This is a genomic window from Paenibacillus sp. FSL R7-0652, from assembly GCF_038595045.1.
Classification (GTDB): Bacteria; Bacillota; Bacilli; order Paenibacillales; family Paenibacillaceae; genus Paenibacillus.
Genome location: NZ_CP152001.1, coordinates 2,550,168 through 2,569,784, shown reverse-complemented (window position 1 = coordinate 2,569,784; position 19,617 = coordinate 2,550,168). Strand labels below are relative to the sequence as shown.

Below are 19,617 nucleotides of genomic sequence, written 5' to 3'. Positions count from 1 at the left end.
AAAAATTCAACTCACTATATTGCTTTATTCTAATTGACTCCCTTGTGACGCTTGAAAAGATGTAATTTGAGCAATATGATGCTGTCCATGCCATACAAAACGTTGTAGAGCAGTATCTAGTGAAATTGTACCCAATACTTCTGTCTGGAGTTTCCGACGAAACTGATCAGGATCTAACCCGCACAGCAGCGTATAAAATCGCTTATGGAGTATCTCCAGCAGCATAATCGAGTCCTCCAAAGGTAGGTCTGCATAGTCATGCAATGATGCCCAAGCATCTTCACGATAAGAGCCTGCCAGCGACTCCTCTTCAGTCAATGCTCTTTTGAATCGGATATAAGCGTTCATATCATTATCAGCAAGGTGATGGATAATCTGTGAGATCGTCCAGCCGCCTTTGCGATAAGGAATATGCAGCTGCTCATCATCGATATACTGTACACTCTCTCTTAATGACTTCGCGATTCCGGGAACTTGATCGATGATGTGCTTTCGACTCTTATCAGTGAACTTGCGAATAGGCTCAAAGTTCCCTATTGGATAACGGACCTTATCATTCAAGTTTCAGCACCTCACCATTCCTCTACTAGAGAACCAAATCATATCCAATATAACCCACAATGTTCCATTTGCGAAGGGTAAAAACAAAAAAAGAAGCAGGCTTCTCCTAAAGCCGCTTCTGCTGAAATTCAGTCCCCATTGTAATACTAACCATCAGAAAGCATCAGGCATAGTATCCTCCTTCTTTTATATACGTGCTTGTATTTACATAATGTTTATAGATTTTACTGAAAGCCCGGTTGGCTTTATGTTGATTTTCCCCATCACTTAAACACGGTTTGGTTACCCTGACAATTTCCTTTATATCTGTATCCATACTGACTTCACCTGATATAAGACGTTCAAGATTCAACTCAAACCGTCCCTCCAGATGCTCGGAGCAGTCTCCATATGCATATACTGCTGTACCAGCATTCACACCAATTAATTGAAAGTCTATACAAAATGCCATTGATCCGACCTCTTTAGTTTAAAGTTTAATGCAGCACTTATATCAAGCTGTTCTAACTGCCCGCTGAGCGGCTCTTTTTGAAATGGATCAGACAAGAGTGCCCCTGCTCGTTTTGTCCTCAATTTGACCTGATTATCGGGCTTCCGTGGTGATAAACCTTCCATCTTCGATGAGATTTTGTATCTCTGCACTCTTTTTTAGGATAATCATTTTCTTCTCGTACGGTTTCAAAAACATAAGGATATCCTGCTTAAATTGGTTCTCAAATTCGTGATTCCATTTTAGCATCTTCAATAAACCTGTAAACGTTTGTTTGTATACTGCTCTTTCCATTTTCAGCTTTTGTCTGATGAAACGCAGTACAATTCTTGCATCTCTCCGAAAAACAGGGATATCCAAAAATATAATTTGTTCAGCCCGCTCAAAACTACTTGCTAACCATTTATAATAGACACCCTCCACAATCCAGCATTCCCGATCAATGATGTCATGGAGTAACTGGTCCCTTTTCTCCGGCGAGTTCTTACCTGCCAATTCAGTCGGTCCGCTCCACATCACCGTATCCAGTTCCCCGTAATATAAGTTAAACTGCCTTGATAACTTCTCGGCTAAATATGTTTTTCCACTACCTGTAGAGCCAACAATATGAATTCGTTTAGGGATGGACATAACTCTCTCCGTTTCTTAAGTTAGAACGACTAACAGCTGGTGCAGTTGATTCGAGGCTGCTGATCTTATTTTTTCTCATTCGTCTTTCAGTATTTTCTCCATGATCAGATTTTCATCATTATTCTCAACGATTTGATAATTGAGTTTCGTATACAGCTTATTAGCAGGTTCATTGAATCTAAATACACTAAGTCTGAGCTTACTCATTCCTTTTGCTTTGGCATCCTTCTCAATCCATTTCATCGTTTCTGATCCATATCCCTTATTGCCTCTTCCTGATTGCTGCTCACTATGTTGGAAAACGCCTTCATAATCTACTCACAAATTGTATCTGCAGCATAGATTTTTGATTCTCTGTTCCAAGTATGATATCCATTAGTGATATGGGCCCAGCCATATTTCTCATAGTAATTTTCATGATCTGTGCATAAATACAGCTTTTGAAACCCGAGTTTATGTGCCTCTTTCCGAGCGTGATTTAACAGTATTTCTCCTAATTTTTTTCCTCTTTCTTCTTCCTCAACGTAAAGGTTAGATAAATACGGTCCTAAATCTTGTCTGCTCACAAAATCATTTGTCATTAGTGAAAAGCTGCCGATGATTTCATTCGATTTCATCATAAAATACCATCTAGGCAGCGAATGGTTTGTATTCATACTCGAAGTTATGCAATCCTCAAATATTTTTCTGTTTAATCCCCATCTTTGAGAAACATAATTAATACATTCTTCTAGCAAATTCGGATAATCCCTGAGATTAATGATCATATATTCCAATACATCACCTGATTTTTTTATTGTTTTAGGGTAAGATGATTCTTTATTCATTCAATGAGCCGCTGAAACGGTCCACTCTTTCTCCAACTTTACTACAGTTTCAAAATTCTCGATCATTCCCTCTAATTCATTAGTGAATATTAATATTTTGCTTGATTTCCTATCATCTAATGGTTTCATAAAAACAGCCATACTCTTCTCTTTGCCATTCATGTTGTAATCGGCTGCATCCATGATCGTTGTAAACGCAGCGTCTTTAATCGCTGCACGATCCATTCTTTCATCTGTACTCCATAAACTCACTTCTATTTTCCGATATGTTTTCACTTGTTCATTTGTATCCATTATTTTATCGTGATGCTCCGTCATAAAAAGGGTGTATGCTTCCCGAGATTCCCATAACCCTATAATTACAGCATCTTCTTTGTTCAGAAGATTCCATCCACCCCATTGGACAGCAAATCCACTTATGAATTCAAGCTCTTTCCATTTCGTTTGAGCCGCATGAAAAATCTCTTTGGAATCTTCATTCACTTCGCATTTAATCATTTTTATAAGCATTAGTTTTTCTCCCACTATGGCGCCATCGTATCACTTTAAGGACTGGTTATCATTAAGCGGTTAAGATGATCACTAATTTTGTTTGATGTATTTTTCGTAGAATACAATGGTCATACTATCATTAATCACTTTCCTCCTGCCGCCCCGCTTATAACCTAACTTCTCATATAAATAACAATTCCTCTGCTCCTGAAGGACGGTATCCAGTTCCCACTTCTTTGCATCATCATAAAGTTCTTCAATTATGGAAAAAACTTTCTGTGCAATCCCTCGGCCCTGGAATTCGGGTAAAATGAAGATTGGACTTACACGATATACTTTATTCTCTTTTCTGACAATTCTGATGGCGCCTACGTTTACTTCTGAATATTTAATTATGTAATAATCCGTAAATGATTGACTCAAACGAGCTGCGATTTGAGCAACAGTTTCGTTCGCAGGACTTGTCTCATAATCCTGATACTTATTTAATAAAGGTGTAAAAGACTTCACCTGCATCTCATGAACAGCAGCAGCTGCATCTACACCTGACTTCACTAAAGTAATGTCCATAAATAACCTCCTTCAATGAACCTAGCGATATAACAGGTTCCAGCAATCACACATGAAGTAAATATATGCACAAGATTGCACTTTGTTTCTATTCTTGGCTTCAAATCTCTTCTTAATATAACCTAAAATGTTCCATGTGCGAAGGCACGAATTGAAAAAACAGCCCCTGAACTGACCCTATGTTAGAATTCACTAACAATATGCATTCTTAGTACATCAGTGTTCAGTTCAGATATCGTGAATTTCGTTTCATTTGTATTTGTTCATACCAGCAAGTACCGCTGCAGCCAGCCCTGCGCAAAATAGTAAACTAATGCAGCTAAGTATGACCTGCGTTGTTGATGCGTCATAATAGCCAGATATCGTAAATACAGCTGTAATAGGATATAAAGCTTTTAGAGTATTTGATGTACTAGCAAATAATCCAATAAAAGAATAAAATTCAGTGATAACTAATGCAATCCAATACCCTTTTTTCATATAGGATACCAGAGCGATAATAGGGGAAATTGCAATAAATATACATACTCCATCCAGAAAATAAGCTTTCAAATAATTTATAATCATCCCCAGCGATAGATCAGAAAAATGTAAAGCTGCTTCGATTAAAAATGTTAGAACAAAGAGGAACAAGTAAAAAAGAACACTATAAACAAGAGTTATGATCATTTTTGCAGTCGTCAACTTCGCTTCGTTCACGGGGACTAGTCGAAGTGAATCGATTGTACGCTCCTGATCTTCACGACAAATCATATAACTTCCTAGAAGAGCTATAACCGCAGGAAGAACGAAAAATGTTGCCAGTGGTTGAGCCACAGCCATATACCAACCTGCAGTATCTATATCTCGAGTACCGTTATTTTCTTGTAATCCGGATAAAAAAACAATAACGGTAACCATAATCGTTGCGAAAATGGCGATCCAGACAAAACTTAGTCGGCGGATCTTTTGGCGCTCCGCCCAAAGTAGTGTTCCCATTCTTAATACCTCACTTTCTTCTTGCTAATACAGCGTTTGCCAGGAGTACAGAAGCAATCCCCCAGACCAAAATGCTAAAAATCGCCATAGGTATGTTGACTACCTGCGTATTGTTCAGTCCTGGAATATCTCCATTTCGAGCAACGATTACTGCCATGCTGGATAACGGGTGTATATACGTATTGATTGACACGATAATTGAACCAAGAAAAGCATAAACTAGTGTTACAGCAACTGGAAGAATATATCCGTTTTGCGCTGCAGCAATAGCCAGAATCGGAAGCATAGCAAAAGCGGTAATAACACCAATCTCCAAACACTTTCTTATCAAAAATAATACGTGTTGCCAATCAAATGCGATGTCTCCGAGAAGTATACTAAAGATAACGGAACCTATTGCTGTAACGATCATGAAGCAAACGGAATAAATCAAAACCACTAAAAATTTACTGAAGAAATAGCTCATTTTGCTAACGGGTACAATCCAGAGTTGTTTAAGCATGTCGTATTGATTTTCATTGTACATAAGCATCGTGCTTAATATCCCTAAAACAACAGGTAAAATAATAAAAAGTGTAAATCCGAACGCCGACCATTTATAAAACTGTACAGGATCGCCACCAGTATCCCATGCATATTTAAATAATAAGTAGGCCAGAAACGGCATGATAAGCGCTGAAAACATCATCATCCATACAAATGTTCTGCGCCGCAACTTCAGAAATTCAATCTGGAGAAGTTTAAGCAATGCCATCTCCTCCCGTAATTTTCTTAAAATAGTCCTCTAACGTATCATTACAAAGCTGAGAACTAATAACCGATACATCTCCCAATATTAGTGCCTTATTCATTGACCCCATATCCAGAGAATGATTAAAGATTTGCAGCGTATGATCGTCTTTCACAGAATAATTTTTCAGATCGAATTGACGTTCCAGGATCACACTTGCCTTAGCAGCATCAGATACTTGAAGTAAAATGTACTTGCCATTTCTTTGCTTGAGTTCCTGCATACTACTTTCTTCGAGCAGAATCCCATTGTCGATTATTCCAATGTCATCCGCAAGCAGAGAAATCTCAGACAGAATATGGCTGGAAATAAGTATGGTTTTCCCACGTTCAACACTAAGCTTTTTAATGAACTCCCTAACTTCTGATATCCCTATAGGGTCCAGACCGTTTGTAGGTTCATCTAAAATGAGAAGTTCTGGGTCATGCAGAATTGCATTAGCAATGCCCAGACGCTGTTTCATACCGAGAGAATACTCACAGAACAGCTTCTTATCCTTAAACGGTAAACCTACAACTTCCAATGCATTCTGCACAGCGTTAGGCGCAGCCGTACCACGCAGTTTGGAAAAAATAGTTAAATTTTCTGTTCCAGTTAAGTTTGGATAGAATCCGGGTGTTTCGATAATCGCTCCAATTCTGGGATATACCTTCTTTTCTCTACCTTTAATGGGCTCACCAAATACATTTATCTCACCAGAAGAAGTAGATGTTAACCCTAAAATCATTTTCATAATCGTCGTTTTTCCGGCTCCATTGCGGCCGAGCAAACCGTAAATACGTCCTTTTTCCACATGGATATTTACACTATTTACAGCTTTCTGATCTCTATAGTTTTTAGTCAGTTGTTTCGTTTCTATTATATACGTTGTCATATAAATACCTCCTTTATATAAAGGTTATCAAACAAATCTTGCCAGAACCTTGCCGAAATCTTGTTTATTTCTTGCAATTGAAAAAAAGCTCTTATAAATTAAAGAGCTTTCGAAAGTTTCACTATAAATGCTGCACCACCAGAAACTGATTTTTCAGCATGGATTGTTCCTTTATGCAGTTGAACAAGTTCTCGAGCAATTGCAAGTCCTAAACCATTTCCGTTCGTTGAACGTGATTCATCACTTTGATAAAGTCTATCGAATATATGGGGTAGGTCATTCGGACAAATCCCTTTTCCATTATCACTTACCTGAACCATCACGTTTTGTTCATTTTCACTTATTTGTAGATCGATTCTCGTTCCTTCACTGTGTGCAATAACATTTTGAATTAAATTATTAATAATTCTTATATAGGCATTAGAATCTAATCGAATAAAGCATTCTTTTTCGGAAATATCAATTTTATACTCTAAATGCTTTTCCTCAAATGTTGGTATCCAATTGGCTAATATATCACGAGTACATTCGTTTATATCCTGTTGTTCGAGTTTAAACACCTGCTCTTTTGCGTCAAGTTTAACCCAATCAAATAAAACTTCAACAAAGCTCTTCAAATGATGTGCTTTATTTAAAGCAATTTCAAGATATTCTTCTTTTTCTTTGCCTACAACAAATTTCTTTTGAACTGCTTCTAAATAACCAACTAAAGAAGTTAAAGGTGTTCTTACATCATGCGATAAACTCGTCATAAGTCGTTTATAAGCCTGCTCGGATTGCTTTAACTGTATAAGTTGAGTTTGACTTTTCATGGCGATATCATTTATGGAATAACATATGCTTTTAGTGATATCATCTTCATCCACCAAAATACGGCGATTCCAATTCCCCTTTTTTATATCCTCTAAACAGTCCTCAATGATTGAAATTTGTTTAGAAACCTTATTCTGTTTCGTGATCAAATAAGTAATGATCATAACAGAGAAAGCCAACGTCACAAGTAGAATATAGACCCATTCCATAATCAGGCCTCCTTATTAAAACGATAACCTACCCCATGTACCGTTAAAATATAAAATGGCTGTTCTGAACTCGGTTCTATTTTCTTTCTTAACTTACTTATAAAGGACATAATATTGTTATCATCAAATGAATAATCATCGTTCCAAACTTGTGTATAGATTTGTTTCTTCGTAAACACACGCCCCTTATTCGAAGCCAGAAATACTAATAAATCAAATTCCTTTCCTGTTAAATCAATTAGTCTGTCCTCGACCTGAACAGTTCTTGTTTCTTTATCGATAACCATGCCTTTAAGTACAAGAACGCTTACAGCATTCCCGGAATTAAAAGTGGTATATCTTCGAATCAGAGATTGCACTCTAGCAATAAGTTCATTGATACTGAAAGGTTTTGTTAAGTAGTCGTCTGCTCCAAGACCAAGGCCTGTGACTTTATCCGGCTCACTTCCTTTAGCCGTCAGCATAAGTACGGGGATATGGCTATACTTTCTTATCTCAGATAATACTTGAAAACCATCCATCTGCGGTAACATCACATCTAAAATAATAAGTGAATATGAGTCGTTTTTATTCATGATTTGAATTAAACCTGATTGCCCATTATATGCTGTATCGGCTTCCAGGTTAACTTGGGAAACACATTTTTTTACTAGTGAGCACAACTCCACATCATCATCTATGATGAGTATTTTATTTGACATGAGGTTTCTCCACCCCTTTTTTCAATCAACGTGTTGTTAATTTCAGCGGCCTTATTATTTCTGACCCATTCAACTAATCTGTCATAAAGCTCCAGGTCTGATATTGCTTTGGACTTTTTCTCCTCCAAACTCTTTACTATGATTTCAATATTATTACTTCGTGACTCTGCATGAATGAACGTTACTAATGATGGTTCTAACTGATTCATATATTTAAAATAAGCTCTTTGAGGCTTAATAAAATGCAAATGTCTTTCAAAATTATTTCGTTTACTACTTTTGTCGTTCTCCTTGCGTTTACGCAGCTCTTCTTCAGTCGTATACAGGTAAAAATATCGATCTGGAAATTGAATTTGTCCTTCAATGATCATTGCTCGATAAAACTCATCGATTGACTTCAATGAATCCCATCCTTCGAAATCATAGCACCAGTTGTACCAGAGAGGTTGAAATGGGTCTCCATCCAAAATTGTGATTTTATGATTATTATGCTTTGTTTTTGCAATCATCGTCCGCTCAACCTGTTTTTCCAAATACCAAGTACTGGCGGTTCCTTCAGCCTGTTCAAATAATTTATTTACTTCTTGAATGATATAAGCATTTAATCTCTCCTGCCTCCACATCGAAGTACTTGATTTACCTACTGCACTTGCTCCTTCTAAACAAATTATAGACATTTTATCTCCTTTAATGAAAAAGTTGTTGAATTATCACGTGCTTCGTCCTTTCCTCACCTTTCTGAACTCATGAAAGATCTCAACGATCAAAATAGCTTCTTCTTTGTACCTTTCAAGATCATTTAATTGAATCCATTCGGGTTCATCATTTCTATATTGATAGAATCTCAGTACGACATTTTCACCATCTGTTGTAGAACTTAAAATCAAAATAAATTCTCGCTTAGGATATGTAAATCTTAAACACTCCTCCCAATTCGAGATGAGCTTTAATCCGGTTTCCAAACTGTCGATATGATAATGATTAATCGAAGCCTCTAAATCCGTGCGATCCTGATAACCAGTCTCATCGATTGAACTTGTATTTTTTAAACTTGAGGCATCCACCAAGATGCAGCGGTCCCATTCATAAAATTCGGGATTAAACAAATTGAAATCCATTGGTTCATTCGACTGAATAGACTTATTCAATAAATTTCTCATCGCCATGTTTGTCTTCATTCTTATCATGCAACCAGCTTTCCAGCATAATAGTCATGTTTTGATATTCTTCAAGTGCATTAAGGGTGTGCATCACTTGTACGGTTCCCATCTCTTGTTCAATTGCATCTGTACATTCAATCCACAGTGAACGCTTAAGGCTGTATTCCAACCAGTTCAGTTTGCTTGAATACCCAAGTACCAAGACCGTTTTCCAATCTGCTTCCAGATCCCCGTATAGCTGCTGATATCCGCTTAAGAAAGCGTCGAACTTGCATTTGTTTACTTTACCCGATTCATCGATCGACCAATAAATGGCCGTTTCAATCAAATCATGTTTGGGATTGATCTCTCCAGCTGACTCCCAGTCAATCACAATGGGGTTATCTTGGACCCACATGACATTCTTAGGTTCCAGATCGCGATGGCTGAATACTTGTTCATCCTCCAACAGCATAACTGATCGGTTGATTTGTTCGGTCCAGAATGACAGCTGTTCGATGCGATTGGATAAGTGGTTTGCCCAAACAGCCCCCTCTGCTATCCCTTTGTGTAAATAGAACTTCCAAGGAATTTGATTTTCGTCGTTCCGAGTTCTCCGAATGCTATCGACCTGTGCAAACTTTGTTTGATGAATCTCAGCAAGGATAAAACCGACCTTCCTGCAGTGTACATCTGTAATTTCGAAAGGCTTTAAACTTCTCCCTTCAATCCAATCAAATACCATATAAAATTGATGATCAATCTCCTGCAAAAATGTATCTCCGTATACATTAGCCGGTTGAGCTGATATACGCTTAGATAAAATACTTACGACTCGTTCTGCTTCTATATAATTGTTCAGTGCAGCAGGTCTTGCCATAATTTTTGGGTTTAAAGCTTTAACTGCGTATCTCCCTGTAGTGGTCTTGATTGCAAAGACCCTATGTAAAAGCCCGCCTGATATCGGTTTCGGAGTTGTCGTCAATTCACCAAGCCCTAATTTCTCACACAATTTTTCAAACTGTAAATGATAAGAATCATTCATTTTAGGAGTCCTTTCCTACATGAATTTTGTTTTTCTAATTTCACAGCATGTTCGTTTCTGTATTACGAATTCACCATCTGGTGGCTCTTTAATAATTCTAGTACATCATTATATCTTCAACTTCTCTAAGCTTCAAAATGTCCTGAGATTCCTTTGTATTAATGGAACCCATTTCTTCATGTGCAGTTGTTATTAACCATTCTTCTCCATTCTTATAAAAACACAAATCTTCCAACAATTCAGGCTGCATCCAAGCATACAATCGATCTGCTCTGGTTAACAAGATTTCTTGCAGTTCATTCTTACAGTCCAAATAATAAACATCTGCATTGTGCCCAAACAGTTGTGTCCCTGGCCAATTATCCTGTTTTTTAATTTCTTTTATGTATGGTTTTATTTCTTTAAGAAACTCCTCTCCTTTCCCACTTAATTCAATTTGATCTCTTTTAACTAATATAAACTCATCACAAATGCTAAAAGCCAAAGATATTAATTGTTGATATGTTACTCCTCTTGGTTCTTCTAGTAATTGTATCATTTCATTCTCCTTTGTTAGATCTTGTATCCTTACTCTGGAATCATCTATCAAATACATCTTGAAAATACTTATCCATTAATCTTTTAGAATTAAATCTGTCTTGAATACATTCTTTAGCTCTTAAACAAGCATCCTCATATCCTTCACTTCTCATGTTGTCCGCAAGAAAAATCATCTCAATTATTGGATCACTTGGTTCCAACTCGTATGCTTTAGACAGCATGTTTTTCCCAACGCTTTCCCAATGCTCGTAGTCTCCAAAATGATGGGGAAACAATGTGATCATATAACCGAAAATCAATAAAAACTTCGTATCTCTCGAGAATTTACGTATCCCTTCCTCTGATACTTCTTTTAATGTCGATTCAATCATTTCATAATCGTTCTCGTTAAGCCCCTGAGTAATGAAGGGATTTCCGGATTCGACACTCAAATACCAAGATAAAAAACCTAAATTCAAACATGTATCCAAGTCACGCTTCCCTTGGTCCCAGTCACTTTTCGTTGAAATAAAGACTTCTTGATATTGTTTGGCAGTTTCAAATTCATCTCTTCGATCTCCATCAACCATGCTTTAGCTTCCTTTCAGTTTTGTCTCTGCGGCTTCAGGAGCCGCACATGGAATATGCGCTGGTGACGACTTCTTTGGCTTATTACTCAAGGTTCCTTATAGTAGTCTAATAATGTCTTATCGATTTCATTTATGTTATGAAAATCATCTTTTCCATTCCAGTATGCTATTTCAAGGGCTGCATCATTTTTGGTGAGTTCTCCAGTTTCCAAAATTCCAGCACTATATAAAGCACCATATTCGGTCTTTCCATTAAGTAAATTGAACTTCATGAGTCCATTAAAACAGATTCTCTCGGCCTTTTGGTTCGTTTCTTCAAACAGCTCTCTTACAGCACATTCTCTGCAGGACTCCCCTTCATCGATCATTCCGCCAGGAATTTCCCACTCCTTACTTTCCAGAAATATTTCATCTTGACCGAAGAGCGAATACCCGAACTCACAATCGAGTTTTTAAATCATTTATTGTATTTAACCAGTTCGGATATTCTTCTGATTCTTCCCATAACTCTTTTAGTTCTGAATCTTTCCTAATTTTCTTAACTGCTCGTTTAGCTTTTGAAATGAGTTTTTTTCCTTTACCTTTATGTTTATCGATCCAATCATATAGATCTTCTGTACTGCTTTGATTATTCAATATCTCTTTCCCGGGATTACCTTGTAGTGCCGCAAGGATCTCAATTGCGCCCAGAGCATTGGAAGCTAGATCAGACTCAATATATTCTTCTTCTAATACTTCTTCAATCGTCTCTTCAATCAAATCAATGCCATCAGAATCAAGTAAATCTGCCTTCCAATCTAATACATCATCGTTCTCGAAAATTCCAGTTCCCCATGCTCCCATCAACTAACCTCCTAGTTCTAATAAAAAACCATGAACTTACGACTTTCATTGTGCCTGATTCATTAAAAGATTGAGATGCATTCTTCATCTTTAAGCCTTGTCACCTTACAGTTCTCATTGCATTCAAATTCTACTATTCTCTCTTCAATTGTTTTATTACTCCTATCTTTAAATATGTCCTCTCGATCATAGTGAGGAAAGATAAGCTTGTCGGTTACACCTAATGCCCCAAAATCCGTTAAATTCATTGTATTCATCTCTGGCGTAAAGAAATTGACAATGTTAATATTTGGCCCCAGTAATAACGCTCCCGCACTTACTCCGACTATAATTACATTTTGTGCGGCCAGTGCTTTAATTATTTTATCAGCACCACTTTTCTTAGCGTAATACAGCAATGTAAATGGATTTCCACCATTAATATATATAACATCTCTATGTATAAGAACTTGCGGGTCATCAAATTCTATATCTACAAAATTAATATGCTGAAACCCCATGTCCTTGAAATCCTGCACAGCCCTTTGTGCATATCTATTATTTTCTTTCATAGGGGAACCTGTTGTAATGATAGAGACCTTTAATTGAGAAATATCTCTATCCATAAAATTCAGAAATTGATTTTTAATATGTTCAGTAATAAACCCACAAGAGGTTAGCAGCACGCTGCTCATTGAGATCCCCGTCCTTTAATGATGATTTATCTAATCTTTATCATTTTATTAACCATTTCCTGATTTCCGCTATTGTTACTGTATCTAAATATGTCCCACCGACTTAAGCGACCATTGGAAGTGTAGATACTCAATAAATAAGATCTTCACGTACTTCTATTCCCCTCTCATGGCAGTAATCCCTATACTTCTTCAATACAGTATAGATATCATCCTGACCAATCACGGAATCATTATTATCGAAATATAGGTTTGCGTTATTTCAGACGTCTTCTTGAATTAACTGACAAACGTTTGTATTTTTCTTCCTTTCTCGATCCGCTCTTCAAATTGACCTTTCGTATATTCATTAATTACTCTTTTCCAAAATATTTGTGCTCCTTGATTACTCTCAATTTGGTGCACTTCCCACGGTCCTTGATGTCGGTTAAATACATCGATTGCTGCTGACTTTCCTAGTCCTTCTCGTCTGTACTTCTTTAATATGAAAAATTCTGAAATTGAATAATGTGGAAGTTCAAGTTCTTCTATGAAGCGAACTAAAACAAAGCCTACATACTTTTCTTCTCGTTTAATCAAATAAGCAAATTGCTGGTTTCCTTCTTTAAAATAATCATCTAAAGGGTAAGGTCGATACTTTCCGTTCTCTTCTACATTAAAGTCAAGAAATTCAGAAAAATCATAAATATAAAATTGCATAAGATTATCTAACACTTCTCTATACGTTTGATTGACTTGAACGATAGCAACATTCATTTTATATCCCCCGCTCTAATTCTGATCTGCATGATACTATATTAACGGATGTAACCTACTTCTTGAATCACTCTACTAATAATTCTAGTTGTTTTTCTATTTTTTCAATTACATCCTTTTTTAATACAATATTATGGCCTGATATCCATGTTTCCATATCTAAATTTTTGTATATATTTATTGTTTCTCTATAGTGTTTTTTATCACAATTCAGAGCTAATTTCTTGGAGTCCATTACAAATTGACAGGAAAATATAATCGCATCAGGACTTATTACTATTGGAATTCCACATATGAAGCATACGAAATTGCAAATACGTTGTTTGGTTAGCTGGGCTGTAAAACTTGACCTAAACTGATCAGATTATACTTAAAGCAAAAGCGTGATTAATATCTAATCTTAAAATATACTTTACTTCTTTTAAAGTAAGGAATATTTTGGTTTAAAAGGTGATTAAAAATATAATATAAAAAAATCACAGGAGGAATCATGAACACTTCACATTGGATTACAATATGTATACTAATAGTACTCCTTTTACTTGCCTTAAACCTGATAATTAATTACATTAGCCGTAAAGATCAGGAAAAAGCACCTCCCATTATAGTTAAGATATGGCTTATCCCCGTACTTGCTGCACTAATTATTATCCCTGTGGCCGTTTTCACAATGGTATACAATCTGTTTTTTTATAGCATTGGGGAGATAAGCAATTTCCTGCATTTTGAGAATTTTGGGGATATCACTGTTTTTTCCATTCTCATCATTACCGGGTTCATCTTGTTCGAAACCTTGGTTCATCCAATCATCGTAACCCTACTAAATTACGGTATGAAGAAACAAGTTTCAATCTATACTCGTAACGCTATTACGATATTGGCTGATAGCGTCATTATTTACATTTTGGCTTCAAGTTTTGTCAGCATTTATATTGCCGATTTCTGGTCTGCCCTGTCTATATCAGTTTTTTATCATATAATTGAATGGGTATTAACACTCTGTTATAAATTATTTAAGAAGAAGAGTAAAAATAATTCCAACTGGATATAAAAACATGATCATATTGCTTTACAAGTTGACAGAATTGGCGGCCTATCTGCCTCATTCCTTTGTTTTAATGATTTATAAAAATCCGAAGAGTCTTATCAACTGATTGGTCAGTTTTTTCTTAGCCATTTACATCGAATTTCTCATAACGTTCTTGTATTCACGACCCAGCATATGCTGGGTGTCCGGCAACCTGCCGGATCAAGGGCGCATGCCCGCAGCCTGAAGACTGTTATTGATGTATCCGCCTTTCCTGGTTCAGCTTTCAAGTAATCTTTTAATTCGCAGTATTTGACTTATATGTCTCGCTTCATGTATATAAAGTAGTTCAATCCATTGTTTTAATGATAATTCTTCAAAGAACGGATGCTTTGCGGCCTTCCTATTAAATATAGTAAGGTCTTCTTCTCCTTCAATTACGTTCAACAAACTTCTTCTTGTTTCGGTCAATTTCTTATTCATGATCTCGTATGTTAATACTTCATCCTTCTGAGGTTTAGCAAAATCAGGTGATTCAAACTTCCTTTTCTCATTAGCTAGTAAATCAATTCGTCTTGAAGGAGCGTTCAGATCATCCGCAGCCAAACCTTGTTTTATAGCCTTTGTAAATAATAATTCAGTCATAACTAAATGCTGACAAACTTGACCTATACTCCATGCTCCTTCTCTCTCCGGAAGATTAAATAAATGAACCGGTACTTGTTCAATGATCTGAGTTAACTCATTTCGTGTCTGTTCTAGTCTTTTTAGAATATCCTGCATTATTGTTTCACCAGCCTTAAATAAGTTTTTTGCGGATATTTCTTATAACGTTGTTGTTTTCCTGACGTTTATGTGTCTGCCTGAATCCGCTTCCTTGAAATGCCACTGTCAGACCGAGCCGATAGCCGTGAAGCTGCAACATGTTGTTATACGATGTATGACACTTCTTTTAGTTACAATCCAAAATCAATTAAGCCTTGATCTTAACGTTTCAATAAATTCATATTCATTCTGTTCTATCCATTGCTTTCTAATAACCAATTGATGAAGTATGAATCGAAAATATTCTTCTATCTCCCGTCCTGAATAATATTGACCTATGTAAATACATAGCAATGATACATAGTACATCTGCATCAAAAAGGGAATCCATTTAATTTCTTCATCTGTTAATGTCATATGTTGAGAATACTCATCCAAAAAAAATTCTAGATTTAAAAGTGAACCATCATCAAATTGAAGAAGATGGTTCATACAAATAGCTAATTCTAATGCACGAACATCATATGAAGCAAAGTCAAAATCTAATACCCCACTCATCTTCCTTGTTTGGTTATCAATAAGCAAATTAAAAATTAATATATCATGATGAACAATCTGCTTTGGTAAATCGTCTACAATAGATTCATTTCTTTGAACAGCTTGTAATGAATGTAGTAATATAGATAATTGATTACTTTCAATCTCAAAAGGTGGCTGATCAAAAAAACGGTTTACAGATCTTTCGTTAGCTAATTGATGAAGATTGTATATTTTATAAAACTTAAATTCCTCCATTAATAAGTCACTTTTAAATTTCTTAAATGCAACCGATAGTTCACCAACGGTTTTTCCATATTCCTTAACATCTGATACCCGTGTTAGGTCAGGAACTTCTCCTTCAATAAAACGCATAACTGAACCTAATTGACCATTTGATAGCTGCACAAACCTCCCTCCTGTCTTGGCAATTAAAAATCCAGGAAGCTTAAATGAAAGATTAATATGTTGTTCAAGGAATGTCGTTAATTCAATTTCGAATTTTAATTTCTCTAGATTTTTTGAGTGGTTGTCATATATTCTTGCAACATATTTCTTATTGTTAACGGTTAATACTTGAGAGTAATTAGTAAGACCGAATGGCACTGATTCAATTTTTTCAACTGCCTCATTAAAATAATATGTAATCAGCTCTTTGAGTAAATGTTCCAATATAGTTTCCTACTCTCTTTGTCAAATATCGTATAACGTTCTGATATTCGCGACATCCATTCCCCTTAGATAGCTCTTATCCTAGGGAAATGGATGTGTTCAGGTGCTTCCTCTTCTTCGAAAAACCTCTGCCTGACCGGGGGGCGAATATATTGTTATCCGATGTTCATGCCTTCGTGAATAGCTTACAAATACTACTTGTTAGATTTCTTTTCTATAACTTTTAATATATTACCCACACTTCTATCATCCCAAATAATTACATGACACTTTTCTTTATTTAACTTTTGAAGAGCGCCAAGTCGATGATTACCATCCCTCACACTTAAAGAGCCTTCTCTATTTTCAGCAATTAATGGGGGCATATCCCATCCACTTTCTATACGATTAGAGATTTGATTAATGTTATAATTCCACCAATCTTCATCTTCTACATATTCCATATTTAATTCAGGACCAAGTGCTCTATTTAAATAACTAATATCAATTTCAATTGGCCCTAACCAAAATCGTCTTTTCATTTTTAGTCCTTCTGATAATCCAACATTGTTTCCTTCGCCATTTAAAAAAAGATGAATCCATGTTTCTATATCGTCATTTGCAGCGTACCCCATTGCAGTATCTAATGTGAATCTCGTCATAGCTACGTCCCGCCCCTAACTTAAATATTGTCTTCTTTTTTTTAAAAATACACTGCATGAATTTCGTATAACGTTCTTGTATTCATGAACCCCAGAGGGGTTGTCTGTTGAAATGCCTCTTCGAAATCCTTTTCGCAGACCAAGGCTCCATCGGAGCCGCAGCGTGAAGATATTGTTATCTGATTTCAGGATAATCTATGAATAACTTTCAACAATGTTTCAACTATGATCTTCAATCAGTATCAACTTCTTATCTTTCATTTGAAATATTGATTTCCCTTGAAGTTTTAATGTTTCTCCTGCCTTCATTCCATTAGGGAGATCACTGGATAATATTCCCTCATAATCAATGTCAACCTCTGCTTTATCTCCTGTGAAAGTAATGTTCTTTATTACTTGACGCCTTTGAGAAAATACCTGAATTGACTGCTCTGCTAATGTGCGAAATTCCTGAATCCCCTTTGTTTCCGAATTCACTTCACCTTTAGAAATGTTTCGAAAATGAATATTCTCATTCAAAACTCCTATCATTCCATCAATGTTAAACGTGTTATATGCGCTCAGGTATTTTTCAATAAGATCTTTTAAATTTGAGTTCTCCAAGTCGAATCACACTCCTAGATTTTGATATTACATATTTGTCCTGATTTCAGATAACGTTCCTGTATTCACGAACCCCAGAGGGGTTGTCTGCCGAAATACCTCTCCGAAATCCATCCCGCAGAACAAGGCTCCGCAAGGAGCCACAGCGTGAATATTATGTTATCCGATTTTAACCACCTCTTGACTTACTTTCACATTCTTTATAACCTTCAGGTTCTATACATCTTTATTGTTCTATTTTATTTATATTTTCTTTTGTAGTATTTGCTCTTCTTTCTTTATATAATTTGATTTTTCATATGTTTTTATCGCTGTTTCATTCCTTTTACCTGTCAGCACTTTCACCGATCTAACACCTTTTAATATAAGTTCTTTCTCAATAAAGTCTAATACCTTTGTAGCAATTCCCTTCCTTCTAGCGTCACCCATAATATACAATTCAGTTACTTCTGCATACAGTTCTGAATAACAGATTGATTTAAAATACTGAGCACATGCGAATCCAACTGGTAGATCATTGATTAAGGCTATTACAACAATCTCATTTGAATCAGACAAGCTTACAATAATTTCTTCTTCAGAAATTCCTACTCCATTAAATTCAACATTAAGTTTAGCGAGATATTTTGCATCTTTTGCTTCTGCTCTTCGAATTTGGATATTGGTTTCAATCAAAGATTTCACTCCAATAATAGAATTTTGTTTTTAATAGTTCTTTGTTAAGTTCGGATAACGTTCCTGTATTCATGAACCCCAAGGGGGTTGTCTGCTGAAATACTTCTTTGAAATACCTCCTGTAGACCAAGGCTCCAACGGAGCCGCCGCTTGAATATATTGTTATATGATGGAAAATGCTTCTTCGAGATTGCTTACCAACATGTTTTTACTCACTTCAATTATTATTTTAGCTTTGATTCATCTTTTCTCATGTGTTATCATATCTTTAAAGAAAGACCAAGTGCGGTCAACACTTGGTCAATACAATTGGCTTGGATGGTCTATCCCTTCTAAAGTCAAGTCAGGATAAAAACCCACCTTCGGCGGTCAACCTTGGGGTGGGTTTTTACTTTCTCTTGTTGTTATTGATATACGTCAAAAGTGCAAGAATGAATGTACCGAATAATAGCATTAGAGTCATCGCATCTTTCACTTCCATGGTTTCACCTCCTTTCGAAGGGAAACCATACCCACCCAAGATTCAATTGTATCTATATTTTACCTGTGTTTACATCTCCGTACAAGTGTTCTTATCTACTTTTTTTGTATTATTCCTTTATTCTATTTTCAGCCCATCATTTCTATCATATAACGTTCCCGTATTCACGACCCGACGCATGTCGGGTATCCGGCGTATGCCGGATCAAGGACGAATGTCCGCAGCGTGAATATTATGTTATAGGATGTCCATATCTTCTATGAATCACCCTAATAGGTTTTCAATTTGTTTCTTATGATGTTCATCATGGTGTACGAATATTTTTAGATATCTTTCATAGGTATAAGGTCGTTTATCATTGCCTATAAAAAAGTGAATTTCTGAATCATCTATCTCACGGAATTGGTTGACTAAATGGGTTCGGGTTTCAATAAAGGTTTTAATCATACTTTCTCTCTCTGTAAATTCTTTAGCCTTCTCTATTGCTTTTAAGTTATGGGTATCATGGTCGACGAACCCTGGGAGTTTCACTTGATCTTTTATGTGTGGAAGCATTGTATTTAAAGTATATGTATCCCAATTCCATAGATGGGTCACGACTTCCTTCACCGTCCACTTTTCAGGAGCAATCGGTTTTTCCCAAGTCACATCATCAATTGATTTTACAAATTCATTGAAATGTTCAAACTGGTCTACTAGTTTCTTGTTCATCTTC

At 36.1% G+C, this 19,617-nt stretch carries 28 protein-coding genes and 1 pseudogene; 1 reads left to right on the top strand and 28 read right to left on the bottom strand.

Annotated features, from left to right (window positions below):
* Nucleotides 1-24 precede the first annotated feature (24 nt).
* From MKY97_RS11835 to MKY97_RS11735, 21 genes and pseudogenes are all read right to left on the bottom strand, one after another.
* Nucleotides 25-561, bottom strand: coding sequence for a YfiT family bacillithiol transferase (locus MKY97_RS11835; protein ID WP_342555609.1), 537 nt, complete (start codon nt 559-561; stop codon nt 25-27).
* A 163-nt stretch (nt 562-724) separates the two neighbouring features.
* Entirely contained in the window at nt 725-1,012 is a 288-nt protein-coding gene (locus MKY97_RS11830) for a hypothetical protein (RefSeq protein WP_342555608.1), read from the bottom strand.
* Between the two features lie 132 nt (nt 1,013-1,144).
* Nucleotides 1,145-1,681 (bottom strand): DNA topology modulation protein FlaR, encoded by a 537-nt coding sequence (locus tag MKY97_RS11825; RefSeq protein WP_342555607.1) that lies wholly within the window; start codon nt 1,679-1,681, stop codon nt 1,145-1,147.
* A gap of 75 nt (nt 1,682-1,756) precedes the next feature.
* Nucleotides 1,757-1,936 (bottom strand): annotated as a pseudogene (locus tag MKY97_RS11820) (hypothetical protein); the annotation flags it as partial.
* A gap of 59 nt (nt 1,937-1,995) precedes the next feature.
* Entirely contained in the window at nt 1,996-2,508 is a 513-nt protein-coding gene (locus MKY97_RS11815) for a GNAT family N-acetyltransferase (protein ID WP_342555606.1), read from the bottom strand.
* Complete coding sequence (locus tag MKY97_RS11810) at nt 2,509-3,018, bottom strand: DUF4937 domain-containing protein (protein ID WP_342555605.1); 510 nt, start codon at nt 3,016-3,018, stop codon at nt 2,509-2,511. It lies immediately after the preceding gene.
* 72 nt (nt 3,019-3,090) lie between these two features.
* Nucleotides 3,091-3,570, bottom strand: a complete 480-nt coding sequence (locus MKY97_RS11805; RefSeq protein ID WP_342555604.1) for a GNAT family N-acetyltransferase — start codon at nt 3,568-3,570, stop codon at nt 3,091-3,093.
* 249 nt (nt 3,571-3,819) lie between these two features.
* Nucleotides 3,820-4,548 carry an ABC transporter permease gene (locus tag MKY97_RS11800; protein ID WP_342555603.1) on the bottom strand — a complete coding sequence of 243 codons (729 nt, stop codon included), beginning with the start codon at nt 4,546-4,548 and terminating at the stop codon, nt 3,820-3,822.
* A gap of 10 nt (nt 4,549-4,558) precedes the next feature.
* Nucleotides 4,559-5,302 carry an ABC transporter permease gene (locus MKY97_RS11795; RefSeq protein WP_342555602.1) on the bottom strand — a complete coding sequence of 248 codons (744 nt, stop codon included), beginning with the start codon at nt 5,300-5,302 and terminating at the stop codon, nt 4,559-4,561.
* A complete protein-coding gene (locus MKY97_RS11790; protein ID WP_342555601.1) occupies nt 5,289-6,212 on the bottom strand; it encodes an ATP-binding cassette domain-containing protein in 924 nt (307 codons plus the stop codon). The genes MKY97_RS11795 and MKY97_RS11790 overlap by 14 nt, the downstream gene beginning before the upstream one ends.
* 98 nt (nt 6,213-6,310) lie before the next feature.
* The gene (locus tag MKY97_RS11785; RefSeq protein WP_342555600.1) at nt 6,311-7,234 is read right to left on the bottom strand and encodes a HAMP domain-containing sensor histidine kinase; all 924 of its coding nucleotides are present in this window, start codon (nt 7,232-7,234) and stop codon (nt 6,311-6,313) included.
* 2 nt (nt 7,235-7,236) lie between these two features.
* A complete protein-coding gene (locus MKY97_RS11780) occupies nt 7,237-7,935 on the bottom strand; it encodes a response regulator transcription factor (RefSeq protein WP_342555599.1) in 699 nt (232 codons plus the stop codon).
* On the bottom strand, nt 7,911-8,612 hold the full coding sequence (locus tag MKY97_RS11775; protein WP_342555598.1) for a chloramphenicol acetyltransferase: 702 nt from the start codon (nt 8,610-8,612) through the stop codon (nt 7,911-7,913). The genes MKY97_RS11780 and MKY97_RS11775 overlap by 25 nt, the downstream gene beginning before the upstream one ends.
* 33 nt (nt 8,613-8,645) lie before the next feature.
* Nucleotides 8,646-9,101 carry a hypothetical protein gene (locus tag MKY97_RS11770; protein ID WP_342555597.1) on the bottom strand — a complete coding sequence of 152 codons (456 nt, stop codon included), beginning with the start codon at nt 9,099-9,101 and terminating at the stop codon, nt 8,646-8,648.
* Complete coding sequence (locus MKY97_RS11765; RefSeq protein ID WP_342555596.1) at nt 9,076-10,119, bottom strand: aminoglycoside phosphotransferase family protein; 1,044 nt, start codon at nt 10,117-10,119, stop codon at nt 9,076-9,078. The genes MKY97_RS11770 and MKY97_RS11765 overlap by 26 nt, the downstream gene beginning before the upstream one ends.
* A gap of 97 nt (nt 10,120-10,216) precedes the next feature.
* Nucleotides 10,217-10,657 (bottom strand): hypothetical protein, encoded by a 441-nt coding sequence (locus tag MKY97_RS11760; protein WP_342555595.1) that lies wholly within the window; start codon nt 10,655-10,657, stop codon nt 10,217-10,219.
* A gap of 40 nt (nt 10,658-10,697) precedes the next feature.
* On the bottom strand, nt 10,698-11,228 hold the full coding sequence (locus MKY97_RS11755; RefSeq protein WP_342555594.1) for a hypothetical protein: 531 nt from the start codon (nt 11,226-11,228) through the stop codon (nt 10,698-10,700).
* An 86-nt stretch (nt 11,229-11,314) separates the two neighbouring features.
* The gene (locus MKY97_RS11750; RefSeq protein ID WP_342556304.1) at nt 11,315-11,608 is read right to left on the bottom strand and encodes an NUDIX domain-containing protein; all 294 of its coding nucleotides are present in this window, start codon (nt 11,606-11,608) and stop codon (nt 11,315-11,317) included.
* Nucleotides 11,609-11,666: 58 nt separating this feature from the next.
* Nucleotides 11,667-12,071 (bottom strand): DUF4259 domain-containing protein, encoded by a 405-nt coding sequence (locus MKY97_RS11745; protein WP_342555593.1) that lies wholly within the window; start codon nt 12,069-12,071, stop codon nt 11,667-11,669.
* 62 nt (nt 12,072-12,133) lie between these two features.
* Nucleotides 12,134-12,745, bottom strand: coding sequence for a Type 1 glutamine amidotransferase-like domain-containing protein (locus MKY97_RS11740; protein ID WP_342555592.1), 612 nt, complete (start codon nt 12,743-12,745; stop codon nt 12,134-12,136).
* Nucleotides 12,746-13,024: 279 nt separating this feature from the next.
* A complete protein-coding gene (locus tag MKY97_RS11735; protein WP_342555591.1) occupies nt 13,025-13,501 on the bottom strand; it encodes a GNAT family N-acetyltransferase in 477 nt (158 codons plus the stop codon).
* A gap of 490 nt (nt 13,502-13,991) precedes the next feature.
* Here MKY97_RS11735 and MKY97_RS11730 point away from each other — a divergent pair, with 490 nt between their 5' ends.
* Entirely contained in the window at nt 13,992-14,552 is a 561-nt protein-coding gene (locus MKY97_RS11730) for a hypothetical protein (RefSeq protein WP_342555590.1), read from the top strand.
* 255 nt (nt 14,553-14,807) lie between these two features.
* Here the strand turns inward: MKY97_RS11730 and MKY97_RS11725 are convergent, their stop codons facing one another.
* From MKY97_RS11725 to MKY97_RS11695, 7 genes are all read right to left on the bottom strand, one after another.
* Nucleotides 14,808-15,311 (bottom strand): DinB family protein, encoded by a 504-nt coding sequence (locus tag MKY97_RS11725; RefSeq protein ID WP_342555589.1) that lies wholly within the window; start codon nt 15,309-15,311, stop codon nt 14,808-14,810.
* 186 nt (nt 15,312-15,497) lie between these two features.
* On the bottom strand, nt 15,498-16,502 hold the full coding sequence (locus tag MKY97_RS11720) for a phosphotransferase (RefSeq protein ID WP_342555588.1): 1,005 nt from the start codon (nt 16,500-16,502) through the stop codon (nt 15,498-15,500).
* Nucleotides 16,503-16,696: 194 nt separating this feature from the next.
* A complete protein-coding gene (locus tag MKY97_RS11715; protein ID WP_342555587.1) occupies nt 16,697-17,143 on the bottom strand; it encodes a ParB N-terminal domain-containing protein in 447 nt (148 codons plus the stop codon).
* A gap of 219 nt (nt 17,144-17,362) precedes the next feature.
* On the bottom strand, nt 17,363-17,746 hold the full coding sequence (locus tag MKY97_RS11710; RefSeq protein ID WP_209950154.1) for a nuclear transport factor 2 family protein: 384 nt from the start codon (nt 17,744-17,746) through the stop codon (nt 17,363-17,365).
* A 243-nt stretch (nt 17,747-17,989) separates the two neighbouring features.
* Complete coding sequence (locus tag MKY97_RS11705) at nt 17,990-18,421, bottom strand: GNAT family N-acetyltransferase (protein ID WP_342555586.1); 432 nt, start codon at nt 18,419-18,421, stop codon at nt 17,990-17,992.
* Between the two features lie 388 nt (nt 18,422-18,809).
* Nucleotides 18,810-18,902, bottom strand: a complete 93-nt coding sequence (locus tag MKY97_RS11700; protein WP_007431380.1) for a putative holin-like toxin — start codon at nt 18,900-18,902, stop codon at nt 18,810-18,812.
* A gap of 264 nt (nt 18,903-19,166) precedes the next feature.
* Nucleotides 19,167-19,613: a DinB family protein gene (locus MKY97_RS11695; RefSeq protein WP_342555585.1), complete on the bottom strand. Its 447-nt coding sequence runs from the start codon at nt 19,611-19,613 to the stop codon at nt 19,167-19,169.
* Nucleotides 19,614-19,617: the final 4 nt, after the last annotated feature.

Bases quoted from the DNA above. Each gene is read 5' to 3' on its own strand.
- MKY97_RS11830 (WP_342555608.1), bottom strand. From the start codon at position 1,012: ATGGCATTTTGTATAGACTTTCAATTAATTGGTGTGAATGCTGGTACA.
- MKY97_RS11825 (WP_342555607.1), bottom strand. From the start codon at position 1,681: ATGTCCATCCCTAAACGAATTCATATTGTTGGCTCTACAGGTAGTGGA.
- MKY97_RS11815 (WP_342555606.1), bottom strand. From the start codon at position 2,508: ATGAATAAAGAATCATCTTACCCTAAAACAATAAAAAAATCAGGTGAT.
- MKY97_RS11810 (WP_342555605.1), bottom strand. From the start codon at position 3,018: ATGCTTATAAAAATGATTAAATGCGAAGTGAATGAAGATTCCAAAGAG.
- MKY97_RS11805 (WP_342555604.1), bottom strand. From the start codon at position 3,570: ATGGACATTACTTTAGTGAAGTCAGGTGTAGATGCAGCTGCTGCTGTT.
- MKY97_RS11800 (WP_342555603.1), bottom strand. From the start codon at position 4,548: ATGGGAACACTACTTTGGGCGGAGCGCCAAAAGATCCGCCGACTAAGT.
- MKY97_RS11795 (WP_342555602.1), bottom strand. From the start codon at position 5,302: ATGGCATTGCTTAAACTTCTCCAGATTGAATTTCTGAAGTTGCGGCGC.
- MKY97_RS11790 (WP_342555601.1), bottom strand. From the start codon at position 6,212: ATGACAACGTATATAATAGAAACGAAACAACTGACTAAAAACTATAGA.
- MKY97_RS11785 (WP_342555600.1), bottom strand. From the start codon at position 7,234: ATGGAATGGGTCTATATTCTACTTGTGACGTTGGCTTTCTCTGTTATG.
- MKY97_RS11780 (WP_342555599.1), bottom strand. From the start codon at position 7,935: ATGTCAAATAAAATACTCATCATAGATGATGATGTGGAGTTGTGCTCA.
- MKY97_RS11775 (WP_342555598.1), bottom strand. From the start codon at position 8,612: ATGTCTATAATTTGTTTAGAAGGAGCAAGTGCAGTAGGTAAATCAAGT.
- MKY97_RS11770 (WP_342555597.1), bottom strand. From the start codon at position 9,101: ATGGCGATGAGAAATTTATTGAATAAGTCTATTCAGTCGAATGAACCA.
- MKY97_RS11765 (WP_342555596.1), bottom strand. From the start codon at position 10,119: ATGAATGATTCTTATCATTTACAGTTTGAAAAATTGTGTGAGAAATTA.
- MKY97_RS11760 (WP_342555595.1), bottom strand. From the start codon at position 10,657: ATGATACAATTACTAGAAGAACCAAGAGGAGTAACATATCAACAATTA.
- MKY97_RS11755 (WP_342555594.1), bottom strand. From the start codon at position 11,228: ATGGTTGATGGAGATCGAAGAGATGAATTTGAAACTGCCAAACAATAT.
- MKY97_RS11745 (WP_342555593.1), bottom strand. From the start codon at position 12,071: ATGGGAGCATGGGGAACTGGAATTTTCGAGAACGATGATGTATTAGAT.
- MKY97_RS11740 (WP_342555592.1), bottom strand. From the start codon at position 12,745: ATGAGCAGCGTGCTGCTAACCTCTTGTGGGTTTATTACTGAACATATT.
- MKY97_RS11735 (WP_342555591.1), bottom strand. From the start codon at position 13,501: ATGAATGTTGCTATCGTTCAAGTCAATCAAACGTATAGAGAAGTGTTA.
- MKY97_RS11730 (WP_342555590.1), top strand. From the start codon at position 13,992: ATGAACACTTCACATTGGATTACAATATGTATACTAATAGTACTCCTT.
- MKY97_RS11725 (WP_342555589.1), bottom strand. From the start codon at position 15,311: ATGCAGGATATTCTAAAAAGACTAGAACAGACACGAAATGAGTTAACT.
- MKY97_RS11715 (WP_342555587.1), bottom strand. From the start codon at position 17,143: ATGACGAGATTCACATTAGATACTGCAATGGGGTACGCTGCAAATGAC.
- MKY97_RS11700 (WP_007431380.1), bottom strand. From the start codon at position 18,902: ATGGAAGTGAAAGATGCGATGACTCTAATGCTATTATTCGGTACATTC.
- MKY97_RS11695 (WP_342555585.1), bottom strand. From the start codon at position 19,613: ATGAACAAGAAACTAGTAGACCAGTTTGAACATTTCAATGAATTTGTA.